This is a genomic window from Streptomyces sp. BBFR102 (assembly GCF_051397025.1).
Lineage (GTDB): Bacteria > Actinomycetota > Actinomycetes > Streptomycetales > Streptomycetaceae > Streptomyces.
Window position 1 is genome coordinate 3,504,452 of sequence record NZ_CP195757.1, and the last position, 26,316, is coordinate 3,530,767.

20 protein-coding genes and 2 pseudogenes are annotated in these 26,316 nt (G+C 74.9%); 14 read left to right on the plus strand and 8 right to left on the minus strand.

All coding sequences use genetic code 11. The annotated features are described in order from the left end of the window. Nucleotides 1–643: 643 nt before the first annotated feature. A complete protein-coding gene (locus tag ACSLIC_RS15730) occupies nucleotides 644–1,951 on the minus strand; it encodes a flavin-containing monooxygenase (protein ID WP_436738327.1) in 1,308 nt (435 codons plus the stop codon). Nucleotides 1,952–2,213: 262 nt separating this feature from the next. On the opposite strand from ACSLIC_RS15730, the pseudogene ACSLIC_RS15735 reads away from it, so the two are divergent. Further along, a pseudogene (locus ACSLIC_RS15735) lies at nucleotides 2,214–3,092 on the plus strand (GNAT family N-acetyltransferase); the annotation flags it as partial. 194 nt (nucleotides 3,093–3,286) lie between these two features. Continuing rightward, complete coding sequence (locus ACSLIC_RS15740) at nucleotides 3,287–3,727, plus strand: peptidoglycan-binding domain-containing protein (protein ID WP_436738328.1); 441 nt, start codon at nucleotides 3,287–3,289, stop codon at nucleotides 3,725–3,727. Nucleotides 3,728–3,806: 79 nt separating this feature from the next. On the opposite strand, the gene ACSLIC_RS15745 is transcribed toward ACSLIC_RS15740, so the two are convergent. Both ACSLIC_RS15745 and ACSLIC_RS15750 read right to left on the minus strand, forming a co-directional pair. Next, a complete protein-coding gene (locus ACSLIC_RS15745) occupies nucleotides 3,807–4,481 on the minus strand; it encodes a pyridoxine/pyridoxamine 5'-phosphate oxidase (protein WP_436738329.1) in 675 nt (224 codons plus the stop codon). Nucleotides 4,482–4,769: 288 nt separating this feature from the next. Continuing rightward, entirely contained in the window at nucleotides 4,770–5,417 is a 648-nt protein-coding gene (locus tag ACSLIC_RS15750; protein WP_436738330.1) for a TetR family transcriptional regulator, read from the minus strand. A 623-nt stretch (nucleotides 5,418–6,040) separates the two neighbouring features. On the opposite strand from ACSLIC_RS15750, the gene ACSLIC_RS15755 reads away from it, so the two are divergent. Then, a complete protein-coding gene (locus ACSLIC_RS15755; protein ID WP_436738331.1) occupies nucleotides 6,041–8,416 on the plus strand; it encodes an outer membrane protein assembly factor BamB family protein in 2,376 nt (791 codons plus the stop codon). A 154-nt stretch (nucleotides 8,417–8,570) separates the two neighbouring features. Next, entirely contained in the window at nucleotides 8,571–9,122 is a 552-nt protein-coding gene (locus tag ACSLIC_RS15760; RefSeq protein ID WP_436738332.1) for a hypothetical protein, read from the plus strand. Nucleotides 9,123–9,154: 32 nt separating this feature from the next. Here the strand turns inward: ACSLIC_RS15760 and ACSLIC_RS15765 are convergent, their stop codons facing one another. Further along, nucleotides 9,155–10,405 carry a beta-ketoacyl-[acyl-carrier-protein] synthase family protein gene (locus tag ACSLIC_RS15765; RefSeq protein ID WP_436738333.1) on the minus strand — a complete coding sequence of 417 codons (1,251 nt, stop codon included), beginning with the start codon at nucleotides 10,403–10,405 and terminating at the stop codon, nucleotides 9,155–9,157. Between the two features lie 65 nt (nucleotides 10,406–10,470). On the opposite strand from ACSLIC_RS15765, the gene ACSLIC_RS15770 reads away from it, so the two are divergent. After that, a complete protein-coding gene (locus tag ACSLIC_RS15770) occupies nucleotides 10,471–11,082 on the plus strand; it encodes a TetR/AcrR family transcriptional regulator C-terminal domain-containing protein (RefSeq protein ID WP_436738334.1) in 612 nt (203 codons plus the stop codon). Between the two features lie 22 nt (nucleotides 11,083–11,104). On the opposite strand, the gene ACSLIC_RS15775 is transcribed toward ACSLIC_RS15770, so the two are convergent. The 4 genes and pseudogenes from ACSLIC_RS15775 to ACSLIC_RS15790 all read right to left on the minus strand — a co-directional run bounded on the left by ACSLIC_RS15775 (nucleotide 11,105) and on the right by ACSLIC_RS15790 (nucleotide 15,703). Beyond that, nucleotides 11,105–11,629: a GNAT family N-acetyltransferase gene (locus tag ACSLIC_RS15775; RefSeq protein WP_436738335.1), complete on the minus strand. Its 525-nt coding sequence runs from the start codon at nucleotides 11,627–11,629 to the stop codon at nucleotides 11,105–11,107. A gap of 55 nt (nucleotides 11,630–11,684) precedes the next feature. Next, nucleotides 11,685–12,056, minus strand: a pseudogene (locus ACSLIC_RS15780) (VOC family protein); the annotation flags it as partial. A gap of 208 nt (nucleotides 12,057–12,264) precedes the next feature. Then, on the minus strand, nucleotides 12,265–12,408 hold the full coding sequence (locus ACSLIC_RS15785) for a hypothetical protein (protein ID WP_436738336.1): 144 nt from the start codon (nucleotides 12,406–12,408) through the stop codon (nucleotides 12,265–12,267). 271 nt (nucleotides 12,409–12,679) lie between these two features. After that, a complete protein-coding gene (locus ACSLIC_RS15790) occupies nucleotides 12,680–15,703 on the minus strand; it encodes an AfsR/SARP family transcriptional regulator (RefSeq protein WP_436738337.1) in 3,024 nt (1,007 codons plus the stop codon). A 279-nt stretch (nucleotides 15,704–15,982) separates the two neighbouring features. On the opposite strand from ACSLIC_RS15790, the gene ACSLIC_RS15795 reads away from it, so the two are divergent. From ACSLIC_RS15795 to ACSLIC_RS15835, 9 genes are all read left to right on the plus strand, one after another. After that, entirely contained in the window at nucleotides 15,983–17,110 is a 1,128-nt protein-coding gene (locus tag ACSLIC_RS15795; protein WP_436738338.1) for a hypothetical protein, read from the plus strand. A gap of 68 nt (nucleotides 17,111–17,178) precedes the next feature. Then, a complete protein-coding gene (locus ACSLIC_RS15800) occupies nucleotides 17,179–17,835 on the plus strand; it encodes a pentapeptide repeat-containing protein (RefSeq protein ID WP_436738339.1) in 657 nt (218 codons plus the stop codon). 271 nt (nucleotides 17,836–18,106) lie between these two features. Continuing rightward, nucleotides 18,107–18,586: an NUDIX domain-containing protein gene (locus ACSLIC_RS15805; RefSeq protein ID WP_436738340.1), complete on the plus strand. Its 480-nt coding sequence runs from the start codon at nucleotides 18,107–18,109 to the stop codon at nucleotides 18,584–18,586. A gap of 17 nt (nucleotides 18,587–18,603) precedes the next feature. Next, a complete protein-coding gene (locus ACSLIC_RS15810) occupies nucleotides 18,604–18,816 on the plus strand; it encodes a hypothetical protein (RefSeq protein ID WP_436738341.1) in 213 nt (70 codons plus the stop codon). A 468-nt stretch (nucleotides 18,817–19,284) separates the two neighbouring features. Continuing rightward, nucleotides 19,285–21,471 (plus strand): penicillin acylase family protein, encoded by a 2,187-nt coding sequence (locus tag ACSLIC_RS15815; protein ID WP_436738342.1) that lies wholly within the window; start codon nucleotides 19,285–19,287, stop codon nucleotides 21,469–21,471. Further along, nucleotides 21,468–22,076: a GNAT family N-acetyltransferase gene (locus tag ACSLIC_RS15820; protein WP_436738343.1), complete on the plus strand. Its 609-nt coding sequence runs from the start codon at nucleotides 21,468–21,470 to the stop codon at nucleotides 22,074–22,076. Before ACSLIC_RS15815 ends, ACSLIC_RS15820 begins: the two co-directional genes overlap by 4 nt. A gap of 45 nt (nucleotides 22,077–22,121) precedes the next feature. Continuing rightward, complete coding sequence (locus ACSLIC_RS15825; protein WP_436738344.1) at nucleotides 22,122–22,439, plus strand: cupin; 318 nt, start codon at nucleotides 22,122–22,124, stop codon at nucleotides 22,437–22,439. 43 nt (nucleotides 22,440–22,482) lie between these two features. Next, the gene (locus tag ACSLIC_RS15830) at nucleotides 22,483–25,062 is read left to right on the plus strand and encodes a bifunctional FO biosynthesis protein CofGH (protein ID WP_436738345.1); all 2,580 of its coding nucleotides are present in this window, start codon (nucleotides 22,483–22,485) and stop codon (nucleotides 25,060–25,062) included. A 458-nt stretch (nucleotides 25,063–25,520) separates the two neighbouring features. After that, nucleotides 25,521–26,282: a CPBP family intramembrane glutamic endopeptidase gene (locus ACSLIC_RS15835; RefSeq protein ID WP_436738346.1), complete on the plus strand. Its 762-nt coding sequence runs from the start codon at nucleotides 25,521–25,523 to the stop codon at nucleotides 26,280–26,282. Nucleotides 26,283–26,316: the final 34 nt, after the last annotated feature.

Here is a 26,316-nt window from a genome sequence, read left to right on the forward strand (position 1 = left end):
GTCGAACCGCCGGTGGGAGGAGAGAAAACAGACCGTCCCCGAGGAGTCTTTGTGGCCTGCTGAGGGGAGGACGGTGGTGACTGTGGGGGAGCGGGCAATGGGTGACGGCCCTATCCACTTCCCGGCGGTTGGCCGCGTACGAGACCGTGGGGTGGGGTCGTGTCGGGGTGCCCCCGCAGCAAACTGCCGCCAACCCGCCATGCTCCAACTGTCCCCGCACCCGGCAGTTTGTGAGGAGGTACCCCGGCGCGGCCACGCCCCACCCACGCACCGGAGGAACCGCGAACCCCTATAGCCCGGCCGGCGTTTGAGGCCATCGGTGACCGGCACGGGCAAAGAGGCGCGGGCGGACGACAGCCCAGCCACACCCCGGCCACCCCAGCCCGGCCGGCGCTTGAGGCCAATCGGTGACCGGAACGGTCAGAAGGCGGCAGATCGGGGCGGAGCCCAGCCGAAGACAGCCCGGCCGGCGCTTGAGGCCATCCCGGGCCGGCACGGCCAGGAGGCGGCACAGTCTGGGCGAACCCCAGCCGAGGACAGCCCGGCCGGCGCATGAGGCCAGTCGGCGCCGGTAGGGGCGAGTCGGAGCTCGGCAGGAGACAGCCTCGCCGGGGCGCGAGGCCGCGTGGGGGTGGACGGGGGGTCAGGCCGGGGTCGAGTCCTTGTCGGGGTGGGTCCCGCTCGGGGTGGGCAGGTTGGCGGGTGGGGCATCCACGGCCCTGCCGGAGTTCTTGCGCCCGGTTCTGGACGTGGCCCTGGACCGTTCCGCTGCGGCCTTGGCGCGGCTCCGTAGGAGGCGGGCCCGGTCGCGGGGGATGGCCTTGGCGGTGCGGGCGGCGTCGCGGGCGAGGTGGCGGAGGGTGCCGTCGACCGGGTCGCCGAAGCCGGTGAAGTAGAGGCCGGGTGCGGAGGTGTCGGGGGACGGCGTGCCGTCGGGGGCGAGGAGGTCGAGGCCGTCGAGGAGTTCGTCGAGGCCGCGCCGGTAGCCGGTGGCGGCGATGACGGCGTCCGGGGTGATCCGGGCGCCGTCGGCGAGGACCACCTCGGCCCCGTCGAACGCCTCGACGGCGGCGACCGGCTCGACCGCGCCCCGCCGCACCAGCGCCGCGAGTTCCGTGGCGTGGACCGGAGGCCGTCCGGCCCTGGCCCCGCTGTACGGGCCATGGGGCGGACGCGGCAGCCCGTGCGCGGACAGGTCGGGCACGCCGATCCGGTGCAGGCGCAGCAGGGCGTCGGCGAGCCCGGCGGGGATGCGCCGGGCCAGCCGCGCGGAGCGCTGGGCGGGCCAGCCGAGGGTGGAGCGGCGCAGCAGGTGCGGGGGTGTGCGGACGGCGAGGCGGACCCGGCCGGCGCCGCCCTCGGCCAGGTCGGCGGCGAGGTCGCAGCCGGTGGCGCCCGCGCCGACGACCAGGACGTCCTGGCCCTCGTACGGGCGGGCGTCGCGGTAGCGGGAGGCGTGCAGGAACGTTCCTGTCCACTTCTTCCGGCCGGGCCACTCGGGCAGGTGCGGGGTGTGGTTCCAGCCGGTGGCGACGACCACGGCACTGCCGGTCAGCATCCTGCCGCCGGATGCCTCCAGACGCCACAGGTCCCCCTCGGCCGGGGCGACGCGGGCGACCTCGACGCCGGTGACGATCTCCAGCTCGTGGAACTCCGCGTACTTGTCGAGGTAGCGGACCAGGTCGGCGCGGGAGGTCCAGCGGCCGAAGGAGCGCGGCATGGGTACGCCCGGCAGGGCCGAGTGGCGCCGGGTGGTGGTCAGCCGCAGACGTTCGTAGTGGCCGCGCCAGGCGGCGCCGACCGCGTCCGCCCTCTCCAGGACCACCGCGCGCACCCCGTGCCCGCGCAGCGCGGCGGCGACCGCCAACCCACCGGGCCCGCCGCCGATCACGTACACGGGGTGCACGGTGTGCGCGGGGGTGGGAGCGGTGAAGGGCTGAGCGTCGGTCATGAGCGTCGAGCGTAGTGATCCTGGCGGCCGGAGGACGGCGTGGACGGCTGAAATCCGTTGCGAATGGGTCACGGTCGCGGATGAGGCGGGACGTATGCGGAAATCACCGGTGCGGTCGGGCAGTTGATACGACGTGCGGCCGGGGAGGGGCCCGGGACGGGGGTGGTGAATTCGGTGGCGGGTGGCCGGGGGTGCGGTGAGGATGCCGGGACCTGGGCGGGCGGTGCCGCGCCGGTCCGGCCGAGAGGACGAGGAGTGGGACATGGGAGTTGCCGGCGACGGGCCGAACGGCGTTCAGGCGGCGGGAGGGTGGCGGCGTACCAGGTCGCTGGAGGGGTTCCTGGAGGTCGCCGGGCCGTACCTGCGGTCCCGGCCCGCCCTGCACACCGTGGCGTTGACGGTCTCGGACACGCTCGCCCGGCAGGGCCAGGACCTGTACGGCGACGAGCGCCCGCGCTTCGGCTGGCGCGAGGTGTCCGGCGAGGTGGCCGCCGTGCTGCTGTGGACCCCGCCGTTCCCGGCGATGCTGTTCGGCGGCGACGAGGCGGGCGCGCGGGGGCTGGCCCGGTCGCTGGCCGGGGACGACGGGTCCGCGCTCGGCGGCATCGGCGCCGAGGCGGAACAGGCCCGCGCCTTCGCGGAGGAGTGGGCCCGCGCGACCGGCCAGGCCACCCGCCGCACCTTCCGCAAGCGCCTCCACCGGCTGGGCACCCTCCACCGCCCCGCACCGCCCCCCGGCCGCGCCCGCACCGCGCGCGAGGACGACCGGGCGACGCTGGAGCGGTGGCACGACGGGTTCGCCGCCGCGGTGGGGGTGACGGCCGGCCTCGGCGCGAGCGCCTGGGTGGACGCGGGCCTCGCCCGGCGCGGCATCCGGCTCTGGGAGGACGGCGGGCGGCCCGTCGCCATGGCCGTCGCCACCCGCCCCGTCGCGGGCTCGGTCCGCGTCAGCACCGTCTACACCCCGCCCGAGCTGCGTGGCCGCGGTTACGCGGGCGCCGTCACCGCCGACCTCAGCGCCCGGATCACCGCGGGCGGCGACGAGGCCGTCCTCTTCACCGACCTCGCCAACCCGACCAGCAACGGGCTGTACCGCAGGCTCGGTTACGAGCCGCTGGCCGCGTTCGAGGAGTACGCCTTCGGGGCGGGCCGGGCCGAAGACCGGGGGGCGTCCCACCGTCTCCCGCGCCCCGCCGCGTCCCACCAGGTCAGCGGGGGTGCCGTCCCGTCCGCTCCGCATCGGCGCGGCGGACGTCGCCCCGGCCGGGGCGACGGGCTCAGTCTGGGCGCAGAGCCGGCGTCGGATCGGCTCTCCGCCCAGCGAAGGGGAATCACATGCGTGCCCTGACCAGGACGCTCGTCAGTGTCACCACCGCCGTCGGGATCGCGGCCGGCACCCTCGGGGTGGCCGGGACGGCCGCCGCCGCCCCGGCCGCGCAGCCCGCGGCGAGCGCCGCCGCCCTCGCCCCGCGCGCCGTCGACAACCTCGGCCTCACCTCCGCCGAGGCCAAGAAGGTCCAGCGCGACATCAAGGCCAACTGGGGCTACCGGGGCGCCATCGACGGGCTGCTCGGCACCGAGAGCTGGAAGGGCATCCAGCGGCCGCTGAAGAAGTACAACGGCTACAAGGGGAAGATCGACGGCATCGTCGGCAAGGAGACCGTGAAGGCGCTCCAGCGCCTGCTGAAGGCCCGGTACGGCTACACCGGCGCCATCGACGGCATCGCCGGCTCCGGTACCAAGGCCGCGTTCAAGCGTCTCGCCAACCAGCTCTGACACCCGCGCCCACACGCGGGTACGCACCGGAGGACCGGCTCGGCCGCCTCCGGTGCGTACGCGCGTCCCGGGCGGCGGGTCAGGGCCACAGGAGTCGCCTGGTCCAGGTGGCGGTGTCCGGGGAGGGGCGGCGGTAGGCGAGGCGGACGTGGCGGCGGGCGGGGTCGTGCTGCCAGAACTCGACCTCGGTGGCGGCCACGACGTACACCGTCCACTGCGCCACGTTCAGCTCCGGTTCCGCCTTCGCCGTGCGCCACGCCTCGGTGGAGGCCGCGGCCAGCTCGTCCAGCGAGCCCAGCGGGGTGCTCTGCCGCCCGGTCAGGGCCGCCGCCAGCGCGCCGGTGGAGCGGGCGTGCAGGTCCGCCTGGGACTCCTCGGGGGAGGCGGGGAGGACCGGGCCGCGGATGCGGATCTGGCGGGCCCGGGTGGGCCAGTAGAACCCCAGGGCGGCTTTCGGGGTGGCCGCCAGCTGACGGCCCTTGCGGCTGTCGGCGCGGGTGGCGACGCGCCAGCCCCGTTCGTCGGCGCCGCGCAGGGTGACCGTTCTGACGTCCGGGGTGCTCTCGGTGTCCACCGTGGCCAGGGACAGGGTGTGCGGTTCCGGCTGGCCGGCCTCGACGGCTTCGGCGAACCACTCCACGAACAGGGGGAGCGGCTCCGCCGGGGTGCCCGCAGGGTTGAAGGGTGGGGGGTTGGTCTGTGCGGGGTGCTGCTGGCGCAGCAGGGTTTCGAGGGTCTTGGCTGGGGTGCTCATGGGGCATGGTTGCCCATGAGCTCGGGGTGCGGTTCGGCCTCTGGGCCGGGGTGGGGTGGTCTCAGGCGCCGGCCGGGCTGTTCTCTGCTGGGCTTCGGTTTCTACCGTGCCGGTTCAAGATGGCCTCAAGCGCCGGCCGGGCTGGGGTGTGGCTGGGCTTCAGGGCGGCCGTGTCGGTTCTCGGTGGCCTCAGGTGTCGGCGGGGTGGTTCGTCTCCGTCGTGTAGACAGGACAGGGGGTCGGAGGCAGGGGGGCGGAGGGACGTTTCCGCTGGGGTGGGGGCGGGGATTACTTCGTGGGCTTTTTTCCGGTGACGCCGAGGTGGACCAGTTGGGCCAGGTTCGGACGGAGGTCGGCCTGTTTGACCCCCCAGGTCTGGAAGCCCTTGAGCTGGGAGGCGACGCCCGAGAGCATCACGACCAGGGCGCCGGAGACCGCGGCGGGGGTGATGTCCTTGTCGACGCGGCCCTTCGCCTGGAGCTCCTTGATGGAGCCGGTGAGCGGGGTCGTCGCGGAGTTGAGGATCTTCACGCGGAGTTTGGCGAACCGCTTGTCGCCCTCGGCGGCGCCGAGATCGACCACGCGGAGGATCGCGTCGTTCTTCTTCCAGAAGTCGAGGAAGTCGTCCACGAAGTCCTGGGCCGTCTGCCAGCCGGCTTTCCCGACCCAGCTGCGCCCTTCCAGGACTTCCGACAAAGAGCCGCTTTCCGAGGCCATTTGTTCGGCGATCTCCAGCACCGCCCCTTCGACATCGGGGAAGTACTGGTAGAAGGTCGCGGGCGATGTTCCGGCCTTGCGGGCGACATCGATGACTTTGACGTCCCGGTAAGGCGACGAGTGGAGCATTTCGCTGAGGCAGTCGAGCAACTTCTGGCGCGTCGCCTGACCGCGTCGCCCGGCCACGCGGCCGTCGACTGTGCGTACTTGTCCTGTCATGCTGTCAGCTTACCGACGGCCGAACAGAGCGCGATTCGATCGACTGCAAATGGGGTCAGGCCAAGGGAAATGGCCTTCGTGAGGGGGTAAAGGGGCCCGCGAACGGCTCCGGAATATGGCTCTCGCATTGCGCTCGGACGCTTATTCGGCAGGGGTGCGGGGGCGGGGCGCGGACTGTTGTCCTGGGGATTGTCCACGCCTTGCGGCGGTGTCGTCCCCCTACCTCCCGTACGCCCTGCGGGCACCTCGGGCGGACGTCCGCTGGGCCGGACGAGTGGTGCCGGGGTGCCGGGCGGCGCGAGCCGGGGGTGACCGTCCGTCGTCCACAGCCTGTGGAGGAGGGGGCGGCCTCCGATGCCGCTCCGGTGGCCCGGCGCCACCCCCTCCCCAACGCTGGTGGCATCACCGGGTAGCGGGCATGGTGGGATGCGGTGGGGGCCGGGGCGCCGCAGCATGCCCGGTTCGTAGGGGATCATGACGGGACATCCCGGTTCGGTACCGGGTTCGCCACGCACCCCCCGGCCAGGAACAATCGGGGGGCGTACCGCCGGGGGCGGTGCGGTGGGTGAGACGCTGCACGGGACCGCCTTCGAGGGCGGTCCGTACGGGGAGGTGGGTAGGTAGTGGTGGAGCAGCTGACGCAGCACGATCCGAGACGGATCGGACCGTTCGAGGTGCTGTCGCGGCTCGGGGCCGGCGGTATGGGCCTGGTGTATCTGGCCAGGTCGGCCTCGGGGCGCCGGGTGGCGATCAAGACGGTCCGCACCGAGCTGGCGGAGGACCAGCTGTTCCGGGTCCGCTTCACCCGTGAGGTCGAGGCCGCGCGCGCCGTCTCCGGCTTCTACACCGCCGCCGTCGTCGACGCCGACCCCCGCGCCCCCGTGCCCTGGCTCGCCACCGCCTACGTGCCGGCGCCCTCGCTGGAGGAGATAGTGAACGAGTGCGGGCCGCTGCCCGCGCCCGCCGTCCGCTGGCTCGCCGCCGGCATCGCCGAGGCCCTCCAGTCGATCCACGGCGCCGGGCTGGTCCACCGCGACCTCAAGCCCTCCAACGTCCTGGTCGTCGAGGACGGCCCGCGCGTCATCGACTTCGGCATCGCCTCCGGCGTCTCCAACACCCGGCTGACCATGACCAACGTCGCCGTCGGCACCCCCGCCTACATGTCGCCCGAGCAGGCCAAGGACTCCCGCAGCGTCACCGGCGCCAGCGATGTCTTCTCGCTCGGCTCCACCCTCGTCTTCGCCGCCACCGGGCACGCCCCGTACCACGGTGCCAACCCGGTCGAGACGGTCTTCATGCTGCTCCGCGAGGGGCCCGACCTCGACGGGCTGCCCGACGAACTGCGGCCGCTCATCGAGTCCTGCATGCAGATGGAGGCGCCGCTGCGCCCCAGCCCCGCCGACCTCCAGGCCCAGCTCGCCCCGCACCTCTTCGGCTCCGGCAGCGACGACAGCGGCACCGCCTCCGCCTGGCTGCCCGAATCCGCCGTCGCCCTGATCGAGGAGCGCCGCGGCGGCCGTGTCGCCGTCGCGGCCGGCTCCCGGTCCCGGCCCGCCGTCCCGCCGCCGCCGCGCCACCAGCCGCCGATGCCACCGCCGCCCGCCTACACCCCGGACGGGGTGCCCGCCGAGCCCGTCCGGCCGGGCGGGGGCGGCCCCGACGGCGGCCCGGTCCGGCTCGCCGGGCTGCCGGTGCCGATCGGCCCCGGCCCGCGTGTCGCCGACAGCAGGGCGGCGGCCCGGCGCGCCGGGCCGCCCGGCGGGGGCCTGGCCGCCTCCTGGTCGCGGGGTGCCGCCGCGTCCGGCGGGCCCGTGGCGCCGCCGGTGCCGGCCGTCCCGCCGCCGGCCGCGCCGCCGGACGCCGGTCCGGCCTCCTGGCGGCCGTGGCGGTTCCGCATGTCCAACGACGTGTGGGGCACCCCGACGCTCGCCGGCGACCTCGTCTACGTCACCTCCTTCGAGGTGCACGCGCTCGACGTGGCCACCGGCCGCCGCCGGTTCAAGACCCGTGACGTCGCCTGGTCGATGACGGTCGCCGACGGCCGCATCCACGCCTCCGACGGGCCCACCCTCTACGCCCTGGACGCAGCCGACGGCTCCGACCTGTGGCGGATGCCGACCGACGCCTGGGTCTACTCCCTCAAGGCCGACCGGGGCACCGTGGTCACCGGCACCCGGGGCGGCGGCGTCCAGGCGTGGGAGGCGGCCAACGGCGAGAAGCTGTGGGAACTGAACGGCACCCAGACCGACTTCGAGACCCCCGAGGCCGGCCCCGTCGTCCACGACGGCACCGTCTACGTCTGGCAGGACGCCCGGCTGCGCGCCCTGGAGGCCCGTACCGGCCAGGAGCGCTGGTCGTACCCGATCGGCGACGCGGCCTCCTGCGGTGGCGTCCCGGTCCGGCTCACCCAGGCGTCCGACGGGTACGTGTACGTGGCGGCGGGTACCCGCGCGCTCGCCATCGACGTGCTCGGCGGCCATGTCCGCTGGCACTTCGAGTCGCCCGCCGTCTTCCTCGCCCCGCCCGCCTTCGCCCCCGGCCCGTCCGTCACCGGCGGCGGCGTCTACCTCACCGACTACCTCGGTACGGTCTACGCCCTCGACGCCACCGACGGCCGCGATCGCTGGCGGATCGCCACCGAGGCGCGCTCGGCCACCGAACCGGTGCTGGTCGCCGGCGGCCACGTGCACGTCGGCAGCGGCAAGGGCCTGTACACCCTGGACGCGGTCACCGGCACCCCGAAGTGGCGGTTCCAGGCGGGCGGCGAGGTCATCGGCTCGCCCGTCGCGGCCGGCGGCCGCATCCACTTCGGCTCCGCCGACCACTGCCTCTACACCCTCGACGCGGCCGGCGGCCAGCTCCGCTGGAAGCTCGCCACCGGCGGCGAGATCACCGGCACCCCCGTCGTCCACGGCAACGTGGTGTACGCGTGCAGCAAGGACCGCTGCGTGTACGCGCTGGACGCGGTCAAGGGGACGGGGACGGCGGCCCGGCCCTGACCCGGGAAAGCTTGTCCGCGCTCGGTCAAGAGCGGGTAAAGGTCCCGTCGCAGCCCTGTCCCCGGCGGCCGGCCGGGTGGCGGGCGCCGCTAGCGTGAACACCCGTACGGCGCCGGCGTACGGGCGCGCGGCAAGGAGACACGGGGGACTTCGGATGCGACGACACCTGCGCTTCTCGGCGGTGCTGATCGTGGTGGTGCTGGCACTGACCGGCTTCTCCAGCGCGAGCGGCGGCTCCAAGAGCGGTTCCAAGGGCAAGAGCCGTTCGTCGAGTGGTTCCGGTGGCGGCTGCTCCAGCTCCAAGAAGGACAACGACACTTCGCGCGGCGGCGGGTACCGGGGGAGCTACCGCGACTCGCGCCAGGACGACACCGCGTCCTCCACCGGCGGCTCCTCCTCGTCCACCACCACCGACCAGGTCACCGTCACCGTCGTGGACTGCGCGGGCCCCGGCCGGACCAAGCGCGCCAGGGCCGACTCCACGGCGGCGCTCCGGGTCACCTCCCACGCCGCCGTGGACGACCTGAGCGTGAGCCTCGCCCTGCACTTCGAGAACGCCGCCGGCGCCACCCTCGACAGTCCCACCACCAGCCTGCGCCTGGCCCCCGGCGAGACCCGCACCGTCACCGTCCGCATGACCAGCCCGCGCAAGGCCGCCCAGGTCCGCGACTGCGAGGTCGACCGGGTCAGCGCGGTGACCGCCTGACCCCGCCGCGAGACCGGGGCGCGGGGGCCGGGCTACGCGGCGCGGGACGCCCGGTGCCGGGCGGCGGTGACGACGAGTGAGACGTTCTGCCCGCCGAACCCGAAGGAGTTGCTGAGTACGGCCTCCTGCGGGGCGTCGCGCCGCTCCGTGACGACGTCGAGGGTGATCTCGGGGTCGACGCCGGCCATTGAGAGGTTGCGGGTCGGCGGGACGACGCCGTGTTCGACGCTGAGGACGGCGAGGAGTGCCTCGATCGCCCCGGCGGCGCCGAAGAGATGGCCGAGGGACGCCTTGGGGGCGGTCGTGGTGGCGCGGCCGAAGAGCTGCCCGATCGCCCGCGCCTCCGCGAGGTCGCCGACCGGGGTGCCGGTGGCGTGGGCGTTGACGTGGCTGATCCGGCCGGGTTCCAGACCTGCCTGGGCGAGGGCCTTGCGCATGGCGGAGATCTGCCCGGCGCCGTCGGGGGCGGGCGCGGTGATGTGGTGGGCGTCGGCGGCGATCCCGACACCCGCGAGCACCGCGTGGACGTGCACGCCCCGGGCGGCGGCATGTGCGGCGCTCTCCAGCACCAGGACGGCAGCGCCTTCGCCGAGGACGAAGCCGCCGCGGTCCGCGGCGAAGGGGCGGGAGGCGGAGGCCGGGTCGGCGGTCCACCGCGACAGTGCCTGCGCCCGGGCGAAGCCGGCGAGGGTGAGGGGAGTGATCGCGGCCTCCGTCCCGCCGGCGATCACCAGATCCGCCTCACCGGCCCGGATGAGCCGGGCCCCCAGGGCGATCGCCTCGGCACCGGAGGCGCACGCGGACACGGGCGTGTAGGCCCCGGCCCGGGCGCCGTACTCGATGCTGACCAGCGCCGCCGCCGCGTTGGGCATGAGCATCGGGACCGTACGGGGTGAGACGCGCCGGGCCCCGGATGCCTCCAGTACGTCGTCCTCCTTCAGTAGCGTCCGTACGCCGCCGATACCGGTCCCGATCGCCGAGGCCAGCCGATCCGGGTCCACCTCGGGGGCGCCCGCGTCGGTCCACGCCTCGGCCGTCGCCACGAGGACCGCCTGCTGCGCGCGGTCCAGCCGCCTGGCCCGAACCGGCGGGAGCGAGGTGGCAGGGTCGGCCGCCATCGTTCCCGCGACGGGGTCGGGAAGGCCGGTCTCCTCCTGGCCGGGCAGGGTGTCCCCGCGGATGCCGGACTCGCCGGCGAGCAGGGCCTCCCAGGTGGAGCCCACGTCTCCACCGAGCGGGGTGATCGCGCCGAGTCCGGTCACCACGACCTCAGTCGCCGCCATACCGTTCCACCCTTCTTGTATGCGATACAAGTCAACGGCCGAGTTGTATCACATACAATTCCCGGATGAAGAAGAAGCCAGGTGAAACCCGGACTGACCCGGCTGCGTCGCTCGACCGTGGTCGCGCGACGCGGTACCGGCTGATCGAGGTCACCGCCCGGCTCTGCAAGGAACGGTCGGGCGCCGAGGTGAGCGTCGCGGAGATCGCGAAGGCGGCCGGGGTCTTCCCCAACCAGGTCACCTATTACTTCGGGTCCAAGGACTCGCTTCTCGTGCGCGCCGCCTTCCTCGGGCTGCTGCACGACACCCGGCGCGTCGAACGCGTCGGCCGCCAGGCCCCGGACGCCGCCGCCTTCCGGCGCAACGTCTCCCGCGCCGTCCTGTCGCTGCCCTCGCTCCCGCCGGTCTCCCGGGCGCTCGCCACCGGGATCGCCAAGCCGGAGCTGGCCCCCGTGATCGACCAGCATCTCCAGCTGCTCTTCCGGCAGTCGGAGCGGTTCGTGCGTCAGCTCCTCGACGAACGCGGCTGGAGCGTCGGGCGCCCCCTCGACGTGGAGGCCAGGACGTTCTGGAGCACCGCGCTCGGCGCGGTGCTCCTCGTCCGCGCCGGCGCGCACGGCACCCAGGCCGACCTCGACCTCGCCGGGGCACTGACCCTCCGCGACGCACCCGCCTGAGCCGGCCGGGGCGGACCGCTTCCTAGGAGGTCCCTCCGGTCCGCTCCCACCGCCGTTCCCCGTCCTGCCAGTGCGGGGTCGGGCGCAGGCCGGCCGCCGAGGCGACCGCGACGGAGGCGGCATGTTCCGGGTGGACGTGGGCGACCACGGTCGGCACGCCCTGCCGCAGCAGCTCCGACACCAGGGCCGTGGCCGCCTCGGTGGCGATGCCCCGGCCCTGCCACGCCGTGCCCGTCACCCACGCCACCTCGGCGGCCGGCCCCGGGCCCGCGGTCACCTGCACGGTCCCCACCAGGGCTTCGGCCTCCCGCAGCCGCACCGCCCAGTTGGCCCACACCACCTGGGGATCGGGCGACCCGGCAGCCCAGCGCGCGTACCGCTCCCGCAGCGCCGGGGCGTCCAGCGGCTCGCCGCCGGTGTAGGTGCGCAGGGCCCGGTCGGCGAGGACGGGAGCCAGCGCGTCGGCGTGGGCCGGGAGCAGGGGGAGCAGGTCGAGGCGGTCGGTGCGCAGGGGGCGGGGGGTGAAGACGGGGGAGCGGCCGGGCACGTGGCTCGCTTTCGGGGAGGCTGCGGGGCGGCGGACGCGGAACGGCGACGGGTCAGGCGGCACGTTCGGCGGCCGACGGCTCCACGCAGAACTCGTTGCCCTCCGGGTCGGCGAGGACCGCGAAGCCGCGGCCGTCCGGGCGGCGCCGATCGTCGACCAGGCGGGCTCCGAGCCCCAGCAGGCGGGTGACCTCCTCGTCCCGGGAGCGGTCCTCGGGCTGGAGGTCGAGGTGGACGCGGTTCTTCAGCGTCTTGGTCTCCGGCACGGTGACGAGGAGGAGCGTGGCGCCTTCGGCGAGGACCAGGGCCTCCGGGTCGCCGGGGAAGTCGTCGTCGGCGAGGCGCCCGCCGAGGACCTGGGCCCAGAACTGGCCCAAGGCGTAAGGGTCGTGGCTGTCGAGAGTGATGTGGCGTACGCGTGAACTCATGGGGGCACGGTGGCGTACCGGCGCCGGTCGCGCACCTGGTTTTGCGGCCCGCGCCCGGACGCACGTCGGCCGCGACGGCTCCCCCTCCGCGCCGCCGCGGCCGATCCCCCGTGCATTCCCCCCGTTCCTCCTCCCTCTGGGCCCGCGGCTCCCCCCTGGGACCGCGGACCCGCACCCCCCGTGCGGGTGGAGGACGTGCGGAGGAAGGTCAGACCTCTTCGCCGGTGACGTGGTCGTCCAGCGGCTTGGTGCCCGTGACGTGGTCGTCGAGCGGCTTCAGGTCCTTGCCGCCGGTGACGTGGTCGTCCTGGGGCTTGACCACGGTCGGGTCCTTCTTCTTCTCTTCACTCATGCGGGACTCCATGTCTTGATGTCCTGAACGGTCCGGATGGTGCGCGGTTCCGGCGGCCGGCCGGTGCGGTTGATCAGGCCGGACAGGCCGTCGCCGGAAAGGGGTGCGCCCGGCGCCTCCCCCGAGGACGCCGGACAGAACCCTGACCACCCCGCGGGGCGGCCTCGGCGATCCGCCTGCCCCCCGACGCGACGGATCGATACGAGGAGCATGGCGGAGGCCGATAAACGTTCGATGAACGTGCTCGCACCTTAGAGGGGGTGACTGACACTCACTGCGGGGCGTGCGCCAGCAGTTCGCGCACGTCCGACGCCTCCGGCCTGCTCAGGTGCTCGTAGACGCCCAGGGCCTCCGTCCAGCAGGCGCGCGCACGGCCTTGCTGACCGAGGGCGAAGAGCGCCTTGCCGAGGACGGTGAGGACGTTGCCGCGCCGCCAGTCGCCGCCGATCCTGCGCAGCTGCGCGAGGGCCTGTTCGGCGAGGGTGGCGGCCCTGGCGGGCTCCCCGGTGTCCAGCGCGATCTCGGCCATGCGGAAGAGCGTCATGCCCTCCCAGAGCGGCTGGCGGTTCTCCTGGAAGACCGGCAGCGCCCCACCGAGCTGGTCCATCGCCTCGTCGTGGCGCCCGGAGGCGGCGAGGGCGAGCCCGAGGGCGTACATGCCGTTGGCCAGCCGCCAGGTGAGGCCGACCTCGTTGTAGATGGCGAGAGCGCGTTCGGCGAGGGCGACCGCCTCGGTGGACTCGCCGTTCTCCAGCAGGACGCGGGAGAGGTTGCTGAGGGCGCTGGCCTCGCCGGGGCGGTTGGCGTCGGCGCGGAACTCCTCGATGGCGCGGCCGAGGTACACACGTGCCTCGGCGTGCCGGTTCTGGTAGATCGCCGCGATGCCGCGGATGTTGGAGGCATAGCCGCCTGCCACCGGGTCGCCGGCGGCGGCGCTGAGTCGCACGCCGTGGTCCGCCTCCTCGTCCGCCTGGGCGAACTTGCCGGTCAGCCGGTAGGAGTGGGCGAGCGTGGTGCGCGCCCTGGCCTGCGCCAGCAGGTCGCCCTGCTCCTCGGCGGCGGCCAGCGCCACCGCGGCCACCTGCTCGTACTGGCGCGCGTCGGCCCCCGACTCGGCCAGGTCCTTCGCCGCGAAGAGCAGGTCGACGGCGCGCCGCAGCGTGGCGCCCCCGGCGTGCTGGCGCACGCAGGCCAGCAGGCAGGACGCCTCCCGGTAGAGCCAGTCCCAGGCGGCCGTACGGTCGGTGAAGGCCAGGCCCGGCACCTCGGTGGGGGCCAGGTGGGCGTGGAGCTGGTCGCCGGGGCGCTCCAGGGCGTACACGCCGGCGGCGGTCGCCAGGTAGAAGTCGAGGAGGCGGGAGAGGGCGGCGGCCCGGGCCGGGCCCTCGTCGCGCTCGGCGCAGGCGCGGGCGTAGAGGCGGACCAGGTCGTGGTAGCGGTAGCGGCCCGGGGCCGCGGACTCCAGGAGGCTGGTGTCGACGAGGGATTCGAGGAGGTCCTCGGTGGCGTCGGCGTCCAGGTCGAGCAGGGCGGCGGCCGCGTTCAGCGAGATGTCGGGCCCGTCGGCGAGGCCCAGCAGCCGGAAGGCGCGGGCCTGCGCGGGCTCCAACTGGCCGTAGCCCAGCTCGAAGGTGGCCTTCACGGCGAGGTCGCCGGCCTGGAGTTCGTCGAGGCGGCGGCGCTCGTCGGCGAGCTTGGCGGCCAGCACCGAGACCGTCCAGGTGCGGCGGGAGGCCAGCCGGGAGGCGGCGATGCGGATGGCGAGCGGGAGGAAGCCGCAGGCGGCGACCACGTCGAGGGCGGCCTCGCGCTCCGCGCCGACGCGTTCGGCGCCGACGATGCGGGTGAAGAGTTCGAGCGCTTCCTCCGGCGACATCACGTCCAGGTCGACCAGGTGGGCCCCGGCCAGGTCCACCATCCGCACCCGGGAGGTGATGAGGGCGGTGCAGCCTCCGGCGCCGGGCAGCAGCGGCCGGATCTGGGCGGCGTCGCGGGCGTTGTCGAGGAGGACCAGGACGCGGCGGCCGTCGAGGATGGAGCGGTACAGGGCGGCCCGCTCGTCCAGGCCGCTCGGAACGGCCGACTCCGGGGTGCCGAGGGCGCGCAGGAACGCGCCGAGGACCGTCTCCGGGTCGGCGGCGCTGCCGTCGGTGCCCTGGAGGTCGACGTAGAGCTGGCCGTCGGGGAAGGCGGCCCGGGCGGCGTGCGCGACGTGCACGGCCAGGGTGGTCTTGCCGACGCCGCCGATGCCCGCGACGGCGGAGACCGCCATCACCCGGCCGCCGGCCGAACCGAGCGCGTCGCCCAGTTCGGCGACGAAGGCGGCCCGCCCGGTGAAGTCCGGCACGGCGGCCGGGAGCTGGGCCGGTCGCACCGGCGCCGACGCGGGCTGCTCGGCCGACGTCTCGGGCTCGGCGAGGGCCGGGTCCCCGGCGAGGATGCGGCTCTGGAGCTCCCGCAGGCCGGCGCGCGGGTCGACGCCCAGCTCCTCGGCGAGCAGGCGGCGGGTGTCGGCGTAGACGGCGAGTGCCTCGGCCTGGCGGCCGGAGCGGTAGAGGGCCAGCATCAGCAGCTCACGCAGGTGCTCGCGGAGCGGGTGGGCCGCGGTGAGCGCCGTCAACTCCGAGACGGCCTCGGTGTGGCAGCCCTGTTCGAGGTCCATCTCCAGCAGGTTCTCCTGGAGTTGCAGGCGCCACTCCTCCAGGCGGGTCCGCTGGGTGCGGCCGTGCGGGCCCGGCACTCCGGCCAGCGCCTCGCCGTCCCACAGCCCGAGCGCCTTGTTGAGCAGAGTGCGGGCCTGGCACAGGTCGCCCGAACCGGCCGCCTTCTCCGCCTCGGCCGTCAGCTCCTGGGCGACCGTCAGGTCCAGGGCGCCGTGCGGCACGCTCAGCGCGTAGCCGCCGGAGACGCTGGTGAGGTCGCCCGGGTCGAGGATCTTCCGCAACCGCGAGGCGTACGTGCGGATCGCGGAGAGTGCCTGCGAGGGCGGGTCCTCGCCCCACAGGGCGTCGATGAGTTCCGGCGCGGTGGCGGTACGGCCCTCACGCAGCAACAGGACGGCGAGCAGGGCCTGCTGCTGCGGGGTGCCGGGGGTGAGCCGGTCGCCGCCGCGCCAGGCCCGGACGGGCCCGAGGACCGCGTACCGCATCGCGGAACCGGAGTCGGCGCCTTCGGCGCCGTCCGCCGGTCGGGAGCCGCCCGCCGGAGCGATTCGCTCCGTATCCGGCGGAGGGGGCTGCTCCGGCACGCCGCCGGAGACCGAGCGCTGCTCCGGTACCGGTGCTCCGCCGTTCATCCCGACCCCCTGCGTCCACTCGTCCGCGCCTCTTCGGTCCCGCCCTGTGCATACGGGGAAACGCAAGGACAGTCTGCCTTGTCCACTCCGCTTGCGGCAGGCGTGGGAGGCAGCTCTCACAGGGCCCGCCCGCGCGCCCCGTACGGATCGGGCATCCGTGGGCCGACGGGCCGGGCGGCGCACCCCGCCCGGCAAATCGTCTCCATCGTGTTAAAAAGGGCATCCTGTCCGCGCTGGACCGGTGTGAGCTGGAGGTGGAGGGGGCCGGCCCCCGACGTCATGGATCTGCGTTCCGTCGCATCCCTCTACGAAAGTGCCGAGAGCCTGGGGGCGCCCGTCGCCTCCGTCCACCTCGACACCACCCACGACGACCGGCTCCGCGCCACCCGCATCGAGCACCGCTGGCGCGCCCTGCGCGAGGGCCTGGCCGAGCACGGCTGCGACGAGGCGACCCTGACCGTCCTCGACAAGGCGGTCGGCGGCGTCCCCGACCTGCCGGGGCCGCAGGGCGAGTCGGTCTTCGCCGCCGACGGCCGGCTGCTCGGTGTGCACACCCTCGCCGCGCCGCCCTCGCGCGACCACGCCTCGCTGCTGCCGGTCCCCGACGCGCTGGCCCTCGTCATCGACCTCGACCACCAACTGCCGCACGTCGTCGTGGCCGTGGACGGGTACGGCGCCGACGTCGACGCCTTCCCGGTCAGCGCCGAACAGCCCGACACCCGCCGTACCTTCCACGGCACCACCCTGCACGTGGCCGGGCTGCTGGCCGACGGGCCCGTCACCGGCGTCACCCGGCGCCGCCGCGAGGGCGCCTGGGCCGACATCGCCGACCAGGTCGCGCGCGACGTGCTGGCGGCGGTCCGCGAGGTCGGGGCCCGCATGGTCGTGGTCACCGGTGACGCCGGCGCCCTCGAATCGCTCCGCGACCGGGTCTCGCCCGCCTTCTCGGCCCCCGGCGACGTCCCGCCCGACCTGGTCCTGATCACCGGCGGTCGCCCCAGCGCCGGCGACCCCGCGGCCCTCGCCGCCCTGCGCCGCAGTGTCGACGCCGCCCTGCGCGACGCGGCCACCGCCCACCACCGCGCCGCCCTGGAGCGGTTCCGCGGCGACCTGGCCCGCCACCGTGCCGCCGAGGGCGTCACCGCCACCGCCGGTGCTTTCGCCCGGGGCCGCGCCACCGCCCTCCTCCTCGCCGCCGACCGCGACCACGACCCCCGGCTGTACGCCTCCGCCGCCGACCCGCGCGCGCTGGCCACTCAGGCCCCCGCCCTGGACGGCGACCCGACCGCCTTCGCCGGACAGGCCGGGGCGCTGCTGCTGAGGTCTGCGGTGGCGGCCGGGGCGGAGTTCTCGGAGATCCCCACGCCCCATCAGGTTCCGGACGGCGCCGGGGCGCTGCTGCGGTAGGGCGGTCCCGGCGGGCCACGTGCCGGGCCGGGCGGGCGCCGTCGGTGCCGGGGTGTTCAATCGGCCTCATGCCCGCACCTGACGACCCGACCCCCCACGGCCGGCCCGCCGACCCCGCCGCCGCGCCCTCGCCCGTCACCGGCGAGACCCTGCGCGGCGACGACTGGTACGGCCGCGACCTCACCGGCCTCACCTACACGGCCTGCGACTTCTACGACACGGACTGGTCGGAGACCACCGGCAGCGGCGCCCGCTTCGACCGCTGCACCTTCTCCGGCGTCCGTTTCAACGTCGCCCGTCTCGCCGCCACCGCCTTCACCCACTGCGTATTCCGCCGCTGCTCCTTCTTCGACGCCCGCCTCGACCAGTGCAAGGCCGTCGGCTCCACCTTCGACGCCTGTTCCTTCCAGCTCCTGGAAGTGACCGGTGGCGACTGGTCGTTCACCGCGTTCCCCCGCGCCGACCTGCGCAAGTCCACCCTCGACGGGGTCCGCATGCGCGAGGCGGACCTGCGCGGCGCCCGCCTGGACGAGGCCCAGGTCACCGGCACCGATCTCTCCGGCGCCCTCCTCGCCGGAGTCAGCCTCACCGGCGCCGACCTGCGCGGCTCCGACCTCACCGCCCTGGACGCCCACACCCTGGACCGCACCGCGCTGGCCGGGGCCCGGATCGACCCGGCGCAGGCGATCGGCATCGCGGTGGCGATGGGGTTCGAGGTGGGGTGAGGCCGGGGCGGGCGCCGGGCAGGGCGTCGGCACCCGCCCGTCCCCACCGCGAAGTGCGGCCCGGCGCGTACGGGGCGCGCCCATCGCATCCCCGTACGCCTCCCGCACCGTCAGCCCGGCCGCCGCCGGCCCCGCGGCGAGCGTGCCGGGGGCGTACCGCCCGCTGTCCGCCCCCCTGCTCCCGGCCGCCCCCGCGCCGCGCCGCCGCCCGCCGCCGGGGCCTCGTACGCTGCCGGTGACGGCCTGCGGCGGCGAAGGACGAGGTGCGGACATGGTCAACCGTTTCATCGGCGCGCTCTGGCACCGGCTGCGCGGCCCCGTGCAATGGCGCCTCATGTGGCTGGCGCACGCCACCTTCATGGTCGGCGTCACCGGCGTGGTCCGCGACGACGAGGGCCGCGTCCTCCTCCTCCACCACCGCCTGTGGCGCAAGGACACCCCCTGGGGCCTGCCCACCGGCTACGCCCGCCGTGGCGAGACCTTCGAGCAGACCGTCGTCCGCGAGGTCAAGGAGGAGACGAACCTCGACGTGACCCCCGGCCCCCTGGTCCGCCTCACCAGCGGCTACCGTCTCCGCGTCGAGGCCGCCTACGAGGCCCGCTTCACCGGGGGCACGCCACGTCTGGACCCGCGCGAGATCCTGGACGCGGGGTGGTTCCCGGTGGACGAACTGCCGGAGGGGCTGATCGCCTCGCATCGGGAGTTGATCCTGGGCTCGGTGGTCGGTGTTGACTCCCAGGGGGCCCCGTAGGGGGAGGGGGCGCGGCCATGTGGTTCCCGCGCCTGGTGGGAGCGCTCGCGGCGGCCTGGGCGGTGCTGCTGGTCGCGCTGCTCGCGCCGTCGCCGCTGCCGACGGCCTGGCACCCCGTCGTCCACTCCCCGGCGAGCGTCGGCCTGTGGGCGCTCACCGCCCTGGTGGCGCCCTTCGTGGTCTGCGTCCTGCGCTGGGAGTGGATACGGCACGGGCGGCGGCAGCGCTGAACCGGCCTACGGCCGCCTACCCGGCGCGCTCACCCTCTCCTCGGCCGCCCCCGGTTCCTCGTGCCCGGCACGCCGGGTGCGGGAGGTGTGGGCGTCGGTGCCTGTCCGGAGGCGGGCGTCCGAGGGGGAGGCGGGGAGAGCGGACTTCGCGGCTTCCGTGAGGTGGGCGCCGGCGCGTTTGCGGGGCCGACCGTGTGGCGGGTGGGGGCGGTGCGGAAGGAGAGGGGGCTGAGGGGCGGGGGCCGTCCCGCCCAGGGTCTCGGACCGGACGGTGGCCGGGGTGGCGACGCCTTCCCGGCGGTGGCCCGTGGCGGCTCCCTCCCCGAGGGGGACTTTAGGTTAGGCTAACCTAAATCTTCGGCGGGTGTGGAGGCTGGGGGACGGCGCGGGGGAGCCGGGCGACCGGCGGCAGGGCACGCACCTGGCGGCACGGCGATGCCTGGTGACGGGCGAGGAGTGACGACACGGATGAGAGCCGAGAGCGGTGCGAGCGCGGGGGAGGACGGGGGGCGGCCCGTCTTCGAGCTGTTCCGGGACGACTGGGGCATCCCGCACGTCCGCGCGGGCGGGGCGCGGGAACTGGCGTACGCCCAGGGGTATGTGACCGCGCTCGACCGGGCCTGGCAGCTCCACGTCGAGCGGCGCCGGGTGCTCGGCACCAGCGCCGCCTTCCTCGGCGCCGACTCGGCCGACTGGGACGGCCTCGCCCGCCGCACGCGGCTCGCGGACACCGCCCGCCGGTGTTACGGGCGGCTGGACACGGACACGGCCGCCTGGGTCGCCGCGTACGCCGCCGGGGTCACCGACGCGTTCGCGGACGGGGCGCATCACGGGGCGCCCGAGTTCGCGCGGACCGGGAGTACGCCCGGCCCGTGGGAGCCGTGGATGCCGCTGGGGGTGTGGCTCTCCACCCATCTGCTCTTCGCGGGGTTCCCCGCCAAGCTCTGGCGCGGCGAACTGACCCGCCGGCTCGGCGCCGACGCCGTACCGCTCTTCGCCACCGACGGGCCCGGCACGGCCGGCAGCAACGGCTGGCTGGTCACCGGCGACCGTACGGCCAGCGGTGCCGCGCTCCTCGCCGGCGACCCGCACCGCTTCATCGAGGACCCCGGGGTCTACCAGCAGATCCACCTCGTGGCGGGGGCCGGGGACGTGGTCGGGCTCGCCGTCCCCGGCGTACCGGGCCTCGCCCACTTCGGCCACACCGGGCACGTCGCCTGGGCCATCACCAACGCCATGGCGGACTACCAGGACCTGTACCGGGAGCGGCTGCGGCGCACCGGCGGCGGCGTCGAGGCGTACGGGCCCGGCGGCTGGGAGGAGGTCGCGGCGCACACCGAGACGTACGCGGTCGCGGGCGGGGGGCCGGTGAGCGTGGAGGTGGTGGAGACGCCGCGCGGGACCGTGGTCGTGGGCGGGCCGGACGCCGGGCCGCTGCCCGGCGAGGAGGGCGAGGCGGAACCCGCCAACGCGCTGGCGCTCCGCCACCACCCGCGCGTCTCCGGGCGCCTGGGGTTCGAGACGCTGCCCGCGCTGCTCACCGCGCGGACGGTCGCCGACGTGTCGGCCGCCGTCGACCACTGGATCGAGCCGGTCAACGTCCTGCTCGCCGCCGACACCGAGGGCGGCCTGCTGCACCGCGTCGCCGGGTACGTCCCGCGCCGCCCGGCCGCCAACCGGCTCGGCCCCGTCCCCGCCTGGGCCGCCGGCCACGCCTGGCGGGAGGAGCCGGAACCGCTGCCCGAGGCGCCCGTCGCGACCTGGGCCGACCCGCGGCTCGCCGTGATGGCCAACGAGCGCGGGCTCGCCGCCCCGCTCGGCACCGAGTTCGCCCCGCCCTACCGCGCCGACCGCATCCGGGCCCTGCTCACCGCCCGCACCGGCTGGCGGGCGGGGGAGATGGCGCAGGTGCACACGGACACGTACCTCGCCTCCGCCCGGCCGCTGCTGGCCCTCCTCGACCGCCTCGACCCGGCCCCGCTCGGCGTCCCCGCCCGCCGCCTGCGGGAGCGGCTGCTCGCCTGGGACCGGCACATGGCCGCCGACTCGGTGGACGCCGCCCGGTACGCGGGCCTGCGCGCCGAGGTCGTCCGGCGGCTCGCCGCCCATCCGGCGCTCGCCGAGCTGACCGGCCCCGCCGGGCCCGCCCGCGCCGACGGCTACCCGACGGTCTTCCGGCCCTGGCTGTCCGCCACCGCCCGGATCGCGTACGCCCTCGAATCGCTGCTCACCGGGGGGCCCGTGCCCGAGGCGGACCGGCTCTCGCTGGTCGCCCGGGCCCTGGAGACCGCAGCGGGGGAGGACACCGGGCAGCCGTGGGGCACGCTGCACAAGCTCGCGCCCTGGCAGGCGGTGGCCTCCGGCGAACAGGGGCCCCCGGTCGGCGGCGACCACGACTGCGTGCTGTCCACCTCCAGCCTCCCCGGCATCACCCACCTCTTCGCGCGCGGCCCCGCCGCCCGCTACGTCTGGGACCTCGCCCGCCGCGACGACAGCCTCTGGGCCGTCCCCTTCGGCGCCTCGGGCGTCCCCGGCGACCCGCACGCCCGCGACCAGCTGCCCCGGTGGCGCGAGGGCGGCCTGGTCCCCGTCGTCACCGACTTCGCCCGGCTGCGACGCGTCCCCGTCCCGTCCGACAGGAGCCCCGCCCGATGAGCACCCCCAGCCCCGCCCCCGGCGACCGCACCCCCGTCCACCGCCACCACGTGGAGGGCATCGGCGAGGTCCGCCTCGTCCCCGTCGACCCCGACGCCGACCTCGACCTGCTGTACGCCTGGGTCACCGAGGAACGCGCCCGGTTCTGGGGCATGAACGGCCTCACCCGCGAGCAGGTCCACGAGACGTACACCTTCCTCGACGGCCTCACCACCCACCACGCCTTCCTCGCCGTCCTCGGCGGGCGCCCCGCCGCCCTCTTCCAGACGTACGAGCCCGAGGCCGACCCGCTCGGCGCGTGCTACGACGTCCGGCCCGGCGACTACGGCGTCCACCTGCTGATCGGCCCCGCCCACGGCAGCCGGCCCGTCTCCGGCTTCAGCAGCGGCCTGATCGGGGCGCTGCTCTCCTACGTCCTCACCGACCCCGCCCGCCGCCGGATCGTCGTCGAGCCCGACGCGCGCAACGCCAAGGCCGTCGAGCGGGTGCGCCGGGTCGGCTTCGTCCTCGGCCCGGAGATCGACAAGCCCGAGAAGCGGGCCCGCCTCGCCTTCCTGGAGCGGGCCGAGGCCGAGGCCGCCGTCGAGGCCGTCTCCCACCGGTGACGGCCTCGGATCGCGAGGGCGTCGAGGCTGGGGCACAGTGGCCCCATGGACGACCTCAACGCCCTCGCGGACGAGCACGCCACCGCGGCCCACGCCGACCCGCACGGGCGCAGCGCCCACCTCCTCCTGCACGAGGACTGCCTGCGCCAGAGCCTCATCGCGCTGACCGCCGGAACCCGCCTGGACGAACACAACGCGCCCCCGGCCGCCTCCCTCCAGGTGCTGCGCGGCATCGTCCTCATCACCACCGTCTCCGGCGACACCGAACTGCGCTCCGGCCAGCTCCACCCGATCCCGCAGGAGCGGCACGGCCTGCTCGCCGTGGAGGACACCGTCGTCCTGCTGACCGCCGTCAACGACTGAACGGGCCGCCCCTTCCCCCGTACGCCGCTCGTATGCTGCGTGCATGACTGATGCGCAGCCGGTACGGCCGACCGAGAATGCCATGCGCCGAGCGCTCAAGCGGGCCCGGGACGGAGTCGCCCTGGACACCGCGGAGGCGGCGGTGCTGCTCCAGGCGCGGGGCGAGCAGTTGCGGGACCTTTCGGCCTCGGCCGCGCGGGTGCGCGACGCGGGCCTGGAGGCCGCCGGGCGACCGGGGGTCATCACCTACTCCAAGAAGGTCTTCATCCCGCTGACCAGGCTCTGCCGGGACCGCTGCCACTACTGCACCTTCGTGACCGTCCCCGGCAAGCTGCGCCGCGAGGGCCACGGCATGTACCTCTCGCCCGACGAGGTGGTGGAGATCGCCCGCCAGGGCGCCGCCCTCGGCTGCAAGGAAGCCCTGTTCACCCTCGGCGACCGGCCCGAGGACCGCTGGCCCGAGGCCCGCGAATGGCTCGACGCCCACGGGTACGACGACACCCTCGCCTACGTCCGCGCCATGGCCATCCGGGTCCTGGAGGAGACGGGCCTGCTCCCGCACCTCAACCCGGGCGTCATGAGCTGGACCGACCTCCAGCGGCTCAAGCCCGTCGCGCCCTCGCTCGGCATGATGCTGGAGACCACCGCGACGCGCCTGTGGTCCGAGCCGGGCGGCCCGCACCACGGCTCGCCCGACAAGGAACCCGCCGTCCGCCTGCGCGTCCTGGAGGACGCCGGCCGCTCCAACGTCCCCTTCACCACCGGTGTCCTCATCGGTATCGGCGAGAGCTACGAGGAGCGCGCCGACGCCCTCTTCCAGCTCCGGCGCATCCAGCGCCAGTACCAGTCGATCCAGGAAGTCATCGTCCAGAACTTCCGCGCCAAGCCCGACACCGCGATGCGCGCCATGCCCGACGCCGAACTGGAGGAGCTGGCCGCCTGCATCGCCGTCGCCCGCCACGTCCTGGGCCCCGCCGCCCGCATCCAGGCCCCGCCGAACCTGGTCGACGCCGAGTACGCGCTGATCGTCGGCGCCGGCATCGACGACTGGGGCGGCGTCTCCCCGCTCACCCCGGACCACGTCAACCCCGAGCGCCCCTGGCCGCACATCGACCAGCTCGCCGCGCGCACCCGCGAGTCCGGCTTCGAGCTGCGCGAACGCCTCACCGTCTACCCGGAGTTCATCGCCCGCGGCGAACCCTGGCTCGACCCGCGGCTGCTCCCGCACGTCCGCGCGCTGGCCGACCCCGCCACCGGCCTCGCCCGCGCGGACGCCCGGCCCGAGGGGCTGCCCTGGCAGGAGCCCGACGAGGGGTTCACCGCGAGCGGCCGTACCGACCTGCACCGGACCATCGACACCGAGGGCCGCACCGGCGACCGCCGCGCCGACTTCGACGCCGTCTACGGCGACTGGGAGGCCCTGCGCGAGCAGGCCGCCCCGGGGATGGTCCCGCAGCGCATCGACAGCGACGTCCGCGAAGCCCTCGCCCAGGCCGCCGACGACCCGACCCGGCTCGGCGACGAGCAGGCCCTCGCCCTGCTGCACGCCGAAGGACCGGCCCTCGACGCGCTCTGCGGCATCGCCGACGACCTGCGCCGCGCCACCGTCGGCGACGACGTCACGTACATCGTCACGCGCAACATCAACTTCACCAACGTCTGCTACACCGGCTGCCGTTTCTGCGCCTTCGCCCAGCGCCGCACCGACGCCGACGCCTACACCCTCTCCCTCGACCAGGTCGCCGACCGCGCCGCCCAGGCGTGGGAGGTCGGCGCCACCGAGGTCTGCATGCAGGGCGGCATCCACCCCGACCTGCCCGGCACGGCGTACTTCGACATCGCGCGGGCGGTCAAGGAACGCGTCCCCGGCATGCACGTGCACGCCTTCTCGCCGATGGAGGTCGTCAACGGCGCCAGCCGCACCGGCCTGTCCATCCGCGACTGGCTCACCGCCGCCAAGGAGGCCGGGCTCGACTCGATCCCCGGCACCGCCGCAGAGATCCTCGACGACGAGGTCCGCTGGGTCCTCACCAAGGGCAAACTGCCCGCCGCCGACTGGATCGAGGTCGTCAGGACCGCCCACGAACTGGGCCTGCGCTCCTCGTCCACCATGATGTACGGGCACGTGGACCAGCCCCGCCACTGGCTCGGCCACTTCCGCACGCTGGCCCGGATTCAGCAGGAGACGGGCGGATTCACCGAGTTCGTGACGCTCCCCTTCATCCACACCAACGCGCCCGTCTACCTCGCTGGCATCGCCCGCCCCGGCCCCACCACGCGCGACAACCGGGCCGTCACCGCGATGGCCCGCGTGCTGCTCCACCCGCACATCACCAACATCCAGACCAGCTGGGTCAAGCTCGGCGCGGAAGGCGCCGCCGAGATGCTCCGCTCCGGTGCCAACGACCTCGGCGGCACTCTGATGGAGGAGACCATCTCCCGTATGGCGGGCTCGCGTTACGGCTCGTACCGCTCCATCGAGGACCTGCGTGCCATCGCCACCCTCGCCGGCCGCCCCGCCAAGCCGCGCACCACCCTGTACGGCGAGGTCCCGGCCGAGCGCGTCGCGGCGGCCGAGGCGTCCGACGGGCACCTGCCGGAGCTGCTGCCGCTGGCGGAGTGAGCGGGCGGGCCCGGGCGCGGGTCGGGCCGCGCCCCGGCCCGCTCAGCCCGCCGACGCGCCTCCCGTCAGCGCCGGCCCGTCCTCGCCCGGCCCCAGGCCCTGCCCCGAGAACTCGGCCTCGATGGCGTCCACGTGGAGCGGGCCGTCGCTCGACGGAGTGGCTCGCCTTCGGGCGCCCCGTCACGTGAGGTGAGGCCGGCGCGGTCCCGGGTGCCACACCGTGAACGCACCGCCTCCGGCGGCGTCCGGTCCCCCCTCCGTGTCCCCCGTGAGAGCTACCCGGGCTGTCCGCTCAGGGGTGATTCGCGGACGTCGGCATTCTCGTAGCGTTCCGGGCAGGTCGCGGGAGGCATGCGGCCGACGCCCTACGAGAGGTCACCATGAGTACGACGCCCACCGCGTCTCTCCAGCCCACACGCCGGGGAGGTGGCCGCTTCTTCCGGTCTCCCCTCGGCTGGATGCTGACCGGGATAGTGGGTGTGGGCCTGGCGTCCAGCCTGGCCTCCGCGGGTGGGGTGGTCGCCGTCCTGGGCGCGGCCGTGGCGGTCGTCGTCTACTGGGCGGTCATGCGCTACGTCGCCCGGCGGGACATGCCGGAGATCGCGAAGTCGGGGGCGGTGACCCAGACGTTGTCCGGGTTCGCGATCGGCTTCGGGTTCATCACCGTGTCGATGCTCATGCTCCTCACCGAGTTCTCGTTCGACGAACGGCCCGGTAACGGCCTGTCGATCGTGGCGAGCATGGCCGCGATGTCGCTCGGCGCCGCCGTGACCGAGGAACTGCTCTTCCGGGGCCTCGCCCTCCAAGCGCTGGAGAAACTGTGCGGCAGTTGGGCGGCGCTGACGATCACCGCGGTGCTGTTCGGTGGCCTGCACCTGGCCAACCCGGGTGCCACGCTGTGGAGTTCGATCGCGATCGCCCTGGAGGCCGGTGTCCTGCTCGGTGCCGCGTTCCTGTGGAAGCGCAACATCTGGTTCGCCGTGGGCCTGCACTTCGCCTGGAACACCACCGTGGGCCTGATCGGCATCCCCGTCTCCGGCCACGCCTCGCAGGGCCTGATGACCACCACCCCGACGGGCCCCGACCTGCTGACCGGTGGCGACTTCGGCCTGGAGGCGTCGATCGTGCCCGTCATCGTCAGCCTGCTGCTCGCGGTGCCCATGCTCATCGCCGCCCACCGGCGCGGCAACCTGCTGCCCATGCGCCGCAGTCGCCGCTGAACACCAGGTACCGGCAACCGCCCCCCTGACCTCT